The organism is Intestinibacter sp. (assembly GCF_034113885.1).
Taxonomy (GTDB): domain Bacteria; phylum Bacillota; class Clostridia; order Peptostreptococcales; family Peptostreptococcaceae; genus Intestinibacter.
In genome coordinates, this window is the sequence record NZ_JAXEWM010000191.1 from 1 (window position 1) to 12,196 (window position 12,196).

A 12,196-nucleotide genomic window follows, 5' to 3' on the forward strand; every position below is an offset into this window, starting at 1 on the left:
TTATAGATTGTATAGAAGCTGGAACACCTATTACAACGAAGAATATGTAGATTAAGAATGTACCAAGCTCTTGAGCTCCACCTAAGTTAGAGAAGAAATCACCAAATACAGTAGCCACGATCATAGTAACAGTAGTTATTATTAAGTATTGGTTTCCAAGTAAAGTATTTAAAAGAGATAAAAATGCATTACTTGTTGGAATAACTGATGCGAAAAATTGTGCTATAGAAGTAGAAACAGCTACGATTACAAAAGCACTACCTATACATAAAGCTATATCTTTTAATGATATGTCTTTATGAGTCCAATAAGAAGCAGCTGCAGTTTCGCCTTCTTTTACTTCTTGTTTTTCAACTTCATCTACATAAGGATGAAGGAAGTGTTTTCTGAAGAATGCTATTGATGGCATAGCTATTAATACAAAGAAGTATAATGCCATTAGTAAGTTATCAGAAACAACTGCTGCAGAAACTACATCACCAGGAGTGTCAAAAGCAGCTGACATAGCAGCGAAGTTTGCTCCACCACCTATATAAGATCCAGTCATCATAGCGGCAACTTCCCCTAAGTAAGGTATCTTGCTAGCTAATAAGTAGAATCCAACTACTGCACCTATCATAGTACCTACTGCGCTTAATAAGTAGATGATAAGCATCTTTCCACTTTCTTTCCATATTTTCTTTATATTACATTGATATAATAAAAGAGTGATTGCAAGTGGAACTACATAAGTCCAAACATTGTCGTAAACTGGAGATTCAGTTGGTATGATTTTTAAGTTTGATAATGCCAAAGCACCTATTAATGCTATTATTGCTCCAGTGACTTTTGCTGCCCATTGATATCTTTGTTCTAAAACGATACTGATTGCTGCCCAGCCACATAAGAAAGCCCATAAGACCCAAGTATTGTCTGGTGAAATTAAACTGTTCATATAAAATCCTCCTTAAAAATAAATTGTTAAATATTTTAGTATATTGAAAAATTTAATATATTGAAATATTTAATTTTATTATAGTTTATTAAATTAAATATTTCAATATATGGTAAAAATTAAATAAAATATAGTTAAATTAGTAAAAATACAGATTAAAAGTCGATAAATATCAAAAAAAATTAAAAAAATAAGTTTAAAAATCAAAAATATCGAATAAAATTAAAAAAAATAAAAATAAAAAATTTCAAAATATTAAAAAAATACTGCATTTTGCATACAATATAAAGTATAAAAATTTTAATATATTAAAAAATAATGTTTTATATATTTAAAATGTAATAAATTATAATATAATTAATAATAGAAAAATAATGGAATTTATATATAATATATATATTGAAGAATGATTAACAAAAATGGAGAGCGAAAAAATGGATAATGATATGAATATAGATGTTGGGGAGAAAATAAGAAATCTCAGAAAAATAAAAAAACTAAGCATAGCCAATTTATCAGAAAATACTGGACTTAGTATTGGACTTATAAGCCAAATCGAAAGAAATAAGGTAGTTCCATCTATAAAGGCTATGTGGAAAATAGCAAAGGGATTAGATGTAAATATAGGCTATTTTTTTGAAGAAGATACTGATAAAGACGTTATAGTTAGAAAAAGCGATAGAAAAAAAATACAGACTAACGATGCTACAAAAATATATGAATTATTGATGCCAGATTTAGTAGATAAAAATCTAGAGCTTTTACTTATAACATTAAAAGGTGAAACTAAAAAAAATAAAGGCCTAGTAAATCATGAAGGTGAAGAATGTGGCTATATAATAAAAGGAAAGATGAAGCTAATATTTGATGCAAAGGAATATATTTTAGAGGAAGGCGATAGTTTTTATTTTAAAAGCAATGTCAACCACGTATATGAAAATTACAACAAGGATGAAGAATGTGTATTGATTTGCGCTATGACGCCACCGTCATTTTAGATTATTATGCCATAATTTAATATGTGCATTTATTATTTTAAATAAATAGGAGATGTATTATGAAAGCAGAAATTATAACAGTAGGGACAGAAATTTTATTAGGAGATATTTTAAACACTAACTGTAGATATCTATCTAGAGAATTAGCAGCTATGGGGATAGAAATGTACTATCAAATAACTGTTGGAGATAATGAAGCTAGACTTCTAAGTACTTTAGAGGAGAGCTTAAATAGAAGCGATATAGTAATATGTACAGGAGGTCTTGGACCTACAGAGGACGATATAACTAAGGAGGTATGTGCAAAATACTTTGGATATGATCTAGTTCTTCACAAGCCATCACTAGATGCAATGATGGAGAGATTTAAACGCATGAATAGAATACCGACTAAAAACAACGAAAAACAAGCTTACTTCCCAAAGGAAGCCTACATACTTAAAAACGACAATGGAACAGCACCAGGCTGTATAATGGAAAAAAACGGCAAAATGATAGTCGTGCTTCCAGGACCACCTAGAGAAATGGAACCTATGTTTGAAAACTATGTAAAACCTTATTTGTCAAAATTTACAGACGAAGTAATAGAATCAGAGGTGCTTAGAATAATAGGTGTTGGTGAGTCAAAGGTCGAAAACGACATATTAGACATAATAGATACTCAAACTAATCCTACAATAGCAACTTACGCAAAGGGCTACGAATGTACGCTTAGAATTACTGCAAAGGCTAAAACTGTAGAAGAAGCCAGAGCTCTTATAAAGCCTATGTCTGATGAAATGAAGAGAAGATTTGGACAAAGTCTATATGCTACAGGAGAAACTAGCATAGAAGAGGTTGTGGCAAAATATCTTGTAGACAACGACTTAAAAATAGCTGTAGCAGAGTCTTGTACAGGAGGTCTAGTATCAGCATCACTTATAAATTATCCAGGAATATCTTCTGTATTTATGGAGGGATGTGTAACTTACTCTAATGAAGCTAAGATGAAATCACTAGGCGTAAAACAAGAGACACTAGACGTATACGGAGCAGTCAGTAGTCAATGTGCAGAGGAAATGGCAGCTGGTGTAGCTAAAAGATACAACACAAATATAGGAATAGCGACAACTGGAATAGCAGGACCTGATGGAGGAACAGACGAAAAACCAGTAGGTCTTGTCTATTTTGGAATTTATATAAACGGAAAGGTGATTTCTAAGAAGTACATATTCAATGGAAATAGACAGGGAATAAGAGTTAGAGCTGCTAATACTATACTAAATGATTTGAGATTGGAATTACTAAATAGCGAAAAATAATTATGAAAACTATCATTTCTTATATAAAACCGGAATTAAAAAGGATGATTTGGGGGCTTTCAATTAAATTTGTGGGAACTATAATGGATTTATGCATACCGTGGATACTTGCATATATGATAGACAATATAATCTTTAAAAGGGATATAAAGCAAATCTACCTTTGGGGACTTTTGATGGTAGTATGTGCGACTATCGGAGTTTTTGCAAATGTGTACGCAAATAGAAATGCTGCAGCAGTTGGAAGGGATGTAACCTGTAATTTAAGATATGATCTATATAAAAAAATAAATACTCTATCAAGTAGTCAAATAGATTATTTCACAGTACCTTCTTTGATATCTAGGTTGACTACTGATACCAACAATATACACAGGACAATTTGTATTATGCAGAGATTAGGTGTCAGAGCCCCTATTTTGCTAATAGGTGGGATTATGATAACTCTGACACTCGATCCTGTGTTGACCTTTATATTGATTCTAATAATGCCTTTTATAGCTTTTTTCATATCTTTTATATCTAAAAGAGGGGTTTCACTTTATATGAGCCTGCAAAAATCCATAGACAGCTTGGTCAGAGTCATTAGAGAAAATATCACAGGAGTCAAGGTCATAAAAGCCTTTTCTAAGGCTGATTATGAAAGAGAGAGATTTTACAGAGTAAACAAGGAGGTAAGTGAAAAGGATACCACAGCAAGCATGGTTATGAGCCTAAATCAGCCTATAGTCAATATATTGTTTAATTTAGGATTAGTTTTAGTAGTTGTAGTAGGTGCTTATAGAGTTGAAAAGGGAGCTATACAGGTAGGGGTTATTGTGGCTTTTTTGAGTTATTTTACGATAATACTTACTGCTATGAAATCTGTCACCAAGCTATTTATAATGTATTTTAAGGCAGAGGCATCGGCGATTAGAGTCAGTGAAATCTTAGAGGTCGAAAAAGATTTAGATATAGAAGACGTTGATATGGGGAAAACAAATTTAAAAAATAGCTGCAAATCAGAATACCATATTCAATTTAAAAATGTCGCATTTTCGTATAATAAAAAATCAGATGCTATAAAAAATATCAGCTTTGAGATTAAAACGGGCGATTCTCTAGGAATAATAGGACCGATTGGCTCTGGAAAGAGCACTATAATCTTATTGCTGATGGGATTTTACAAAATAGATGAAGGTGAGATATTGATAAATGGAGTAAATATAGATGATATGAATAAGGCAGAGCTTAGAAATATGTTCGGTGTAGTATTCCAAAATGACTATTTATTTTCAAAATCAATCTATGAAAATATTGATTTGGGAAGGAATTTACCGGATGAAGAGATAAAAAAGGCGGCTATATCAGCTCAGGCAATGGATTTTATCGACCAAAGTGAATATGGATTTGAAAAAATCATCTCTCAAAAGGGAAATAACCTAAGTGGAGGCCAAAAACAGAGGGTTTTACTGGCGAGGGCTTTTGCGGGAAATCCCGAGATTTTGCTATTAGACGATGCATCTAGCGCTTTGGATTTTAAGACAGATATGCGTCTAAGAGAGAGTATTTTAGAAAATTACAAAGCTACAACTAAGATAATCATAGACTCTAGAATTAATTCTATAAAAAAATGCTCAAAAATAATGGTATTAGATGGAGGACAAATAGTAGGCTACGGCGACCACGAAGAGCTGCTGAAAAGCTGTCCTATGTACTTTGAAATAAATGAAATTCAAAATGGAGATTTATAAAATATGGCTAGAAATAACGACGATAGAGATACAAGATATATTCTAAAAAAAATATGGAAGTATTTATATAAATATAAATTTGCCATAATTATATCTATAATGCTGACATTTATATCAAATGCATTTTCTTTGGTTGGCCCTATGCTATCTGGATATGCGATTGAGGTAATAGAATACGGAAGGGGAAACATAGATTTTTCTAAGATCTTTTACTACGGATTTTTGATGGCTTTATTTTATGTGGCTTCGTCGATTTTATCGTATATAATTTCGATTATAATGGTAAAAACAGCTAGAAATGTAGTTTATTCGCTTAGACAGGATGCCTTTGAGACTATTTTAAATCTACCTGTCAGCTATTTTGATAAAAATTCCGTGGGAGATATCTTGAGTAAGCTTACATATGATATAGATACTATGGGTTCTACGCTTTCTACTGATTTAGTAAATATATTGACTAGTGTGGTTACATTAGTAGGCTCTTTTTTTATGATGTTTACGATATCTAAAAAATTAGTCTTGATATTTTTCGTTACTATACCTATGTCAGTTATGGCGACTAAATATATAACTAAGAGGACTAGACCACTTTTTAGAAAAAGAGCTAAAAAAATAGGAGATCTAAATGGCTTTGTAGAGGAGCATATAAGCGGAATAAAGGTCATAAAAGCGTACAACAAAGAGGCTAAGGCATTAGACGACTTCCAAAAGGTAAATAAAGATGCAGTAGATGCTTATTACAATGCAGAGTACTATGGAAGCATGACCATGGCGCTTATGACTTTTATAAATAACTTATCTCTTGCATGTATAAGTACAGTGGGCTCTATTTTGTATTTGATGAATCAGATGACGCTAGGCCAGATATCTTCATTTGTTCTTTATTCTAGAAAATTTTCAGGACCGATTAGAGAGATTTCAAATCTAATTGCGGATATGCAGTCGGCATTTGCAGCCAGCGAGAGGGTATTTAAATTCATAGATGAAAATCGCGAAGAAAAGGACAAAATAGATGCAGAGGATTTAAAAAATATAGGTGGAAAGGTAGATATGAAAAATGTGACCTTTAGCTACGATTTAAATGAAAAGGTCCTTGAGAATTTAAATATAAATGCAAAGCCTAATACAGTAGTGGCGATAGTAGGCCCTACAGGCTCAGGGAAGACCACGATAATAAACTTACTTATGAAGTTTTACAATAGAGATCAAGGTGAAATATCAGTAGACGATAAAAGTATAGACGATATAAAGAACGAGAGTATCAGAGGTGCTTATGCTATGGTACTCCAAGAGACATGGCTGTTTGAAGGAACAATATATGAAAATATAGCCTATGGAAATGAAAATGCCACCTTAGACGATGTAAAGAGAGTCGCAAAGCTCGCCAAAATAGACGACTTCATAGAAGGACTTCCAGACGGATACGACACTATGATAACTGGAAATGGAGATAATATATCTAAAGGTCAAAAGCAGCTTCTAAATATAGCTAGAGCAATGCTTACAGACGCCAAGATGCTGATACTAGACGAGGCGACATCCAATATAGACTCAAAGACAGAGGTTCAAATCCAAAATGCACTTTTAGAGGTTATGAAGGGAAGGACCTGCTTTATAATCGCCCATAGACTGTCGACTATAAAAAACGCCGACCAAATACTAGTTTTAAACGGTGGAAAAATCGTAGAAAAGGGAAATCACAGAGAGCTATTAGAAAAAGACGGTTTTTACGCAAATTTATTTAAATCACAGTTTTAAAATTTTATAAACTTAGATACATATTAAAGCATTTTAACTTTAGATTTTGTATCTTACCTATCCATTTATGCAAGTGACCTAAAAGTCACTTGTTTTTATTTTATTTCAGAATATAATTTTATTAAGAAAACAAAATACGAAATTCCTAAAATAGAAAGGAGGAACAATTTTGAAATTAACAATAGAGCAATCATCAGATAATAAAGAGATAGAAATAAATATCAAGTGCGGTCAAATAATAGATGAGAGATTACAGAAGCTAATCGATCAAATAAGACTTTATTCATTTTCAATAATAGGATTTAAATTCAAATAATTATAATTTCTCAGTAGAAAATAACGATATAATTTTAAACATAGACACGACATTAGACAGTATAAAAATAATAGACGACTGCAGAGGTTATATAGATTCCTTTGAGGTAATAAAGGGAAGTATGGACGATGTATTTTTAGGAATTACAGGAAGGGAGATAAGATAGATGTTAGCTTTTGCAAATAGAAATTTAAAGGTATTTTTCAGAGATAAAACAGCAGTATTTTTTTCACTACTTGCAGTATTTATAGTTTTAGGATTGTATGTATTATTTTTAGGAGATGCATGGGCAGATTCTTTACAAAATATAAAAGATGCAAAGCAGCTCATGAACTGCTGGATCATAGCTGGATTGATAGGGGTTACATCTGTTACAGCGAATATGGGTGCATTTGGAATAATGGTAGAGGATAAATCTAAAAATAAGATGAAGTATTTTACAGTTTCTCCTATGAAGAATTTTAAATTGATAGGAGGATATATACTTAGCTCTTTTGTAGTTGGCAGCATAATGTCAGTAGTTGCATTAGCTATTTCACAGGCTTATTTAATATACAGTGGTGCAGAGGCATTGACATTAAATCAGCTTGCAGAGGTATTTTTAGTAATATTAGTAACTACACTTTCAAACGGTGCGATGGTGTTGTTTATAGTATCTCTATTTAACAGCGAAAAGGCATTTTCAACTGCGAGTACAATAATTGGTACTCTTATAGGTTTTATAACAGGAATATACCTTCCGATATCAATGCTTCCAGAGTCAGTTCAAAATGTAGTTAAATTATTCCCGACATCACACGGAATAAGTATACTTAGACAGATATTTATGGAAAGACAGATGGAGGTCTCATTTTCAAATATACCTATAAGCTATGTAAATGAATTCAAGGAGAGCATGGGTGTAGTCTACTATTTAAACGATAAATTAGTGTCAAATACAACTAGTATAATGATATTAATCGGCTCAGCGGTTATATTCTTTTTATTGGCGATATTAATAATATCAAAAAAGAAAAAGTAATCTTTTATTTACAATAATAAAATAACTTAACAATAAAATCTGATAATTTAGCAAAAAAGATGAGTTTATTTATATAGGCTTGTCTTTTTTTATCGAAAAATGCACAATATTCAGAAAATAGTTTAAAATTTTTTAACACGGGTTAATTTTTTCTTACTAGATTATAACAAAGCTCTAACACTAGTATATATGAAAAAATATACAATTAAATTAATACAAATATAAATAATAGTTTATATTAAATTAAAATTTAGCCACTAGAAAACAGAAAGGGAGGGATATTATGGAGAATATAATTAATGTTGTAAACAATATTGTATGGAGTAACTGGCTAGTTGGACTTTGTTTTATTTCAGGGATTTATTTTAGTATAAGGACTAGATTTTCACAAATTAGGAATCTTAAAGAAATGGTAGGACTTTTACTTGGTGGAGAAAAATCTGAACAAGGGATATCATCTTTCCAAGGATTTTGTACAGCGCTTGCAGGTCGTATAGGTACAGGTAATATAGCAGGGGTTGCAACTGCAATTGCATGGGGTGGTCCCGGAGCACTATTTTGGATGTGGGCAATCGCTTTCTTAGGAGCAGGATCTGCTTTTGCAGAATCTACTTTAGGCCAGCTTTATAAAGAAGAGCACGACGGCGAATACCGTGGAGGACCTGCCTACTACATCGAAAAAGGTCTTGGAAGCACGAAGTTTTCAAAGGCATATGCTACATTATTTGCAATAGTTACAGTTATAGCAATTGGGATACTTCTTCCAGGAGTACAGTCAAACTCTATAGCAGTATCTATACAAAATGGATTTGGAATAAGTGTAAATATTACAGCTGTGGCTTTAGTTATTTTAACAGGTATAGTTATATTTGGTGGGATTAAGAGAATTGGTTCTGCCGCTGAATTCATAGTTCCATTTATGGGTGGCGCTTATATATTGATGGCAGTAGTTATAATAATTGCCAATATAGGTGATTTACCAAGGGTTTTAGCTTTAATATTTAAGTCTGCATTTGGAGCAGAGGCGAGCTTCGGTGGAATATTAGGTTCTACTATCGCATGGGGTGTAAAACGTGGTGTTTACTCAAATGAAGCTGGTCAAGGTACTGGACCACAGGCATCATCTGCAGCAGAGGTTTCTCATCCAGCTAAGCAAGGTTTTGTTCAAGCATTTTCAGTTTATGTAGATACATTATTTGTATGCTCTGCAACTGGGTTTATGATCCTTATGACAGGCTGCTATAATACTTTTAATGAACATACACAAAATGTTATGGTTCAAAATATGCCACAATATGGAATACCTGATATAGGTCCTGTTTACACTCAAGATGCTATAAATACTTTGATACCAGGATTTGGTGGAGCCTTCGTGGCAATAGCACTTTTCTTCTTTGCATTTACTACATTGATGGCTTATTACTATATAGCAGAGGTTAACTTGACTTATCTAGTTAAAAAATTTACTGGAGGAAAATCTAGTAAATTATCTATAAATTGTTTGAGAATAGTTCTATTGGGAATGACTGCATTTGGTTGTGTCAAGTCTGCAGGTCTTGCGTGGACTATGGGTGATATAGGAGTCGGTATGATGGCATGGTTAAACTTAATCGCCATACTGATACTATCTAAGACAGTTTTCATTTGCTTCAATGATTATGAGGCGCAAATGAAGGCTGGAGTTCCTAGAGATGAAATAAGCTTTGATCCTATCAAGCTGGGAATAAAGGGAGCAGATTTCTGGGAACAAAGAAGTTCTAACAAAGCGTAATAGGATAAAACTCTTTCTAATATACTTTTGGGTCTCTTAATATTTAGGAGACCTTATTTTTTTAAAAATTAAAAAACTGGATGTAAAAATTAACATCCAGTTCATATTTTTCTATTAATATAATTTTGTATTAGACTTACTAGCTACAAATTTGTAGCGAATAAGATTTAACAGTATTTTCTAAAATGCAATCTAATATATAGTTTACTACACTGTTGCACATATAAGTTGAGAAGAATAGGTCGTTTTTAAAGTCTTCTTCTTTAACGTATTGTCTGTATAATCTATTAAAAAATTCTTCCACACCGATATTATGGATTGGATCTCTTTCAAGCTTAGAAAAATCAGTCTCCTTAGTCACTATTTGAAGATCTCTTTCGTATATCACATGTTTTTTGAAGCTGTGAGAAAATTCCCAACGTTGGCTATGTGGCACACAGAAAAAATCACATAAAAAATGGCATATAACGCCTAATTCTTGACTAAATTTACTTACAGAAAAATATTTTTCGATAAAGTCTAAGGATAACTTACAAAGAGATTTTATTTTATTTATAATCATGTCAAAAGATTCCTTTAAATAATGTTTATGTAAAACATATTTAGAGGTCATGTCAGGTTTGATGTTGCCGTAGATAAAATTCTTTTCACTTAAGAAAAAGGATTTAGCAGGATCTAGGTTTTCTATTAGAGCCTGTGAAATAGTTAAATGTGTATTTAAAATCATTAATTGCACCTTCCATATAATAATTATATAATTAAGTTATAGTTTAAGTTTTTACTTAACTCTATTCTATAATACCAATAAAAAAAAATTTTTACAACTAGAATTTAGATGTATTAAATGTAAAGGAGATTTAGATTATGAAAAAAGTATTGGTTTTTTTAGCTGATGGATTTGAAGAAATAGAAGCGCTATCAGTTGTAGATGTTATGAGAAGAGCAGGTGTAAAATGTGATTTATGCTCTATAAAGGACGAATATGTTAGAGGTACACACGATATAATAGTAAAATCAGATTGTATAATAGACGATGTAAATCAAGATGAATACGATGCAGTAGTATTACCAGGTGGACTTCCAGGTGCTGACAATCTACTTGATGAAAGAGTAAAAAACATGGCTATCAAGCTAGCAGGTGAAGGAAAAATAGTTGCAGCTATATGTGCAGCTCCTCAAACTCTAGAAGCTTTCGGTCTATTAGAAGATAAAAAATGCACATCTTATCCAGGATTTATAAAGGGAAGAGATAAGGTAAATTATTTAGAAGATCAATTAGTAGTTGTAGACCAAAATATAATAACTAGTAGAGGTCCTGCTACAGCATTAGAATTTGGATTTAGAATACTAGAAGAGCTAGGATATGAAGATAAAGCAAAATCTATAAAAGAGGATATGTTAGTCAATTTTTATGTAGATTGTATAAAATAACAAATTTTTAATAAAATTTTATATAAAATGCTGATACAATTAGAGTGTAAATATTTTACACTCTAATTTATTTAGGCGAATTTAGTGGATATTTAAATAAAGCATTATGTGGAGGCGTTTTTTATGAAAACAAAAATAGGATATGTTTATATTTTGTTGGCTGGAATATTTTGGTCTACTCTTGGATTTCTTGTGAGTAAAATCAGCAGTCATAATTTTGGATCGGAAGAAATCGGTTTTTTTAGAATGGTAGGTGGATTTATAATAATTACTATATATGGTAAGTTGACAATGCCTACAATGTTTAAAATAACAAAAAAGGGGATTTTATATGTACTTGGTATAGCGGTATTCTGCCAATTTATATTTAATATAGCTTATATGAATTCTATTTGTATGGTAGGTGCATCGATGGCGGCAGTTTTACTTTATGTATCTCCTGTGTTTGTGGCGATATTTTCTAGATTTCTTTACAAAGAAAAAATCAATAGAATTAAGCTTGTATCACTTGTTTTTTGTGTAGTGGGAGCTTTCTTTGCAGTTACAGGAGGTTCAGTTGAAGTAGAAAATCTAAATTTATTGGGGATTTTCGCTGGGATAATGGCGGCTATAACTTATGCAATGCTTCCTATGTTTAACAAAAGAGCGTTGAAGGAAATGGATAATATAACTATGACTTCTTATGCATTTTTAATAGCTGCTATTTTGATGAGTTTTAGAATAAATCCAGTTGAGACTATTTCTAAAATAGATAGCATACGTGTTTTTGTATATATAGCTAGTATAGGTATAATACCTAGTGCGATGGCTTATATAGTTTATTCGATGGGAATAGCAAAGAATGTAGAGCTATCTATTGCTGGTGTTGTGGCGTCTGTTGAATTAGTATTTTCTGTTATAATAGGATGGACCTTGCTTGGAGAGGATTTCTCT

11 protein-coding genes are annotated in these 12,196 nt (G+C 31.8%); 9 read left to right on the forward strand and 2 right to left on the reverse strand.

What is annotated here, in order from left to right:
- A partial coding sequence (locus SPD90_RS11975; protein WP_320925380.1) for a DUF819 family protein occupies positions 1-934 on the reverse strand: 934 nt, incomplete at its 3' end.
- A 434-nt stretch (positions 935-1,368) separates the two neighbouring features.
- Between SPD90_RS11975 and SPD90_RS11980 the strand changes: the two genes are divergently transcribed.
- From SPD90_RS11980 to SPD90_RS12010, 7 genes are all read left to right on the forward strand, one after another.
- Positions 1,369-1,932 (forward strand): helix-turn-helix domain-containing protein, encoded by a 564-nt coding sequence (locus SPD90_RS11980; RefSeq protein WP_320624165.1) that lies wholly within the window; start codon positions 1,369-1,371, stop codon positions 1,930-1,932.
- A gap of 59 nt (positions 1,933-1,991) precedes the next feature.
- On the forward strand, positions 1,992-3,233 hold the full coding sequence (locus tag SPD90_RS11985) for a competence/damage-inducible protein A (protein WP_320925381.1): 1,242 nt from the start codon (positions 1,992-1,994) through the stop codon (positions 3,231-3,233).
- 44 nt (positions 3,234-3,277) lie between these two features.
- Positions 3,278-4,966, forward strand: coding sequence for an ABC transporter ATP-binding protein (locus SPD90_RS11990; protein ID WP_320925385.1), 1,689 nt, complete (start codon positions 3,278-3,280; stop codon positions 4,964-4,966).
- A gap of 3 nt (positions 4,967-4,969) precedes the next feature.
- Entirely contained in the window at positions 4,970-6,724 is a 1,755-nt protein-coding gene (locus SPD90_RS11995) for an ABC transporter ATP-binding protein (RefSeq protein WP_320925382.1), read from the forward strand.
- A gap of 169 nt (positions 6,725-6,893) precedes the next feature.
- Positions 6,894-7,040, forward strand: coding sequence for a hypothetical protein (locus SPD90_RS12000; protein ID WP_320624161.1), 147 nt, complete (start codon positions 6,894-6,896; stop codon positions 7,038-7,040).
- Positions 7,041-7,206: 166 nt separating this feature from the next.
- The gene (locus tag SPD90_RS12005; RefSeq protein WP_320925383.1) at positions 7,207-8,061 is read left to right on the forward strand and encodes an ABC transporter permease; all 855 of its coding nucleotides are present in this window, start codon (positions 7,207-7,209) and stop codon (positions 8,059-8,061) included.
- A 283-nt stretch (positions 8,062-8,344) separates the two neighbouring features.
- Positions 8,345-9,832: an alanine/glycine:cation symporter family protein gene (locus tag SPD90_RS12010; protein ID WP_331680576.1), complete on the forward strand. Its 1,488-nt coding sequence runs from the start codon at positions 8,345-8,347 to the stop codon at positions 9,830-9,832.
- 139 nt (positions 9,833-9,971) lie between these two features.
- On the opposite strand, the gene SPD90_RS12015 is transcribed toward SPD90_RS12010, so the two are convergent.
- Positions 9,972-10,559, reverse strand: a complete 588-nt coding sequence (locus SPD90_RS12015; protein ID WP_320627004.1) for a zinc dependent phospholipase C family protein — start codon at positions 10,557-10,559, stop codon at positions 9,972-9,974.
- Positions 10,560-10,696: 137 nt separating this feature from the next.
- Between SPD90_RS12015 and SPD90_RS12020 the strand changes: the two genes are divergently transcribed.
- Together SPD90_RS12020 and SPD90_RS12025 are read left to right on the forward strand one after the other, a co-directional pair.
- Positions 10,697-11,263, forward strand: coding sequence for a DJ-1 family glyoxalase III (locus SPD90_RS12020; protein ID WP_320627005.1), 567 nt, complete (start codon positions 10,697-10,699; stop codon positions 11,261-11,263).
- A 123-nt stretch (positions 11,264-11,386) separates the two neighbouring features.
- Positions 11,387-12,196, forward strand: an 810-nt coding sequence (locus SPD90_RS12025) for a DMT family transporter (RefSeq protein ID WP_320925384.1), incomplete at its 3' end; no start/stop codon positions are given.

What these genes read in the sequence shown, in the direction of transcription:
- SPD90_RS11985 (WP_320925381.1), top strand. Translation starts at nt 1,992, where the DNA reads ATGAAAGCAGAAATTATAACAGTAGGGACAGAAATTTTATTAGGAGAT.
- SPD90_RS12020 (WP_320627005.1), top strand. Translation starts at nt 10,697, where the DNA reads ATGAAAAAAGTATTGGTTTTTTTAGCTGATGGATTTGAAGAAATAGAA.
- SPD90_RS12015 (WP_320627004.1), bottom strand. Translation starts at nt 10,559, where the DNA reads ATGATTTTAAATACACATTTAACTATTTCACAGGCTCTAATAGAAAAC.
- SPD90_RS12010 (WP_331680576.1), top strand. Translation starts at nt 8,345, where the DNA reads ATGGAGAATATAATTAATGTTGTAAACAATATTGTATGGAGTAACTGG.
- SPD90_RS11980 (WP_320624165.1), top strand. Translation starts at nt 1,369, where the DNA reads ATGGATAATGATATGAATATAGATGTTGGGGAGAAAATAAGAAATCTC.
- SPD90_RS11995 (WP_320925382.1), top strand. Translation starts at nt 4,970, where the DNA reads ATGGCTAGAAATAACGACGATAGAGATACAAGATATATTCTAAAAAAA.
- SPD90_RS11990 (WP_320925385.1), top strand. Translation starts at nt 3,278, where the DNA reads ATGATTTGGGGGCTTTCAATTAAATTTGTGGGAACTATAATGGATTTA.
- SPD90_RS12005 (WP_320925383.1), top strand. Translation starts at nt 7,207, where the DNA reads ATGTTAGCTTTTGCAAATAGAAATTTAAAGGTATTTTTCAGAGATAAA.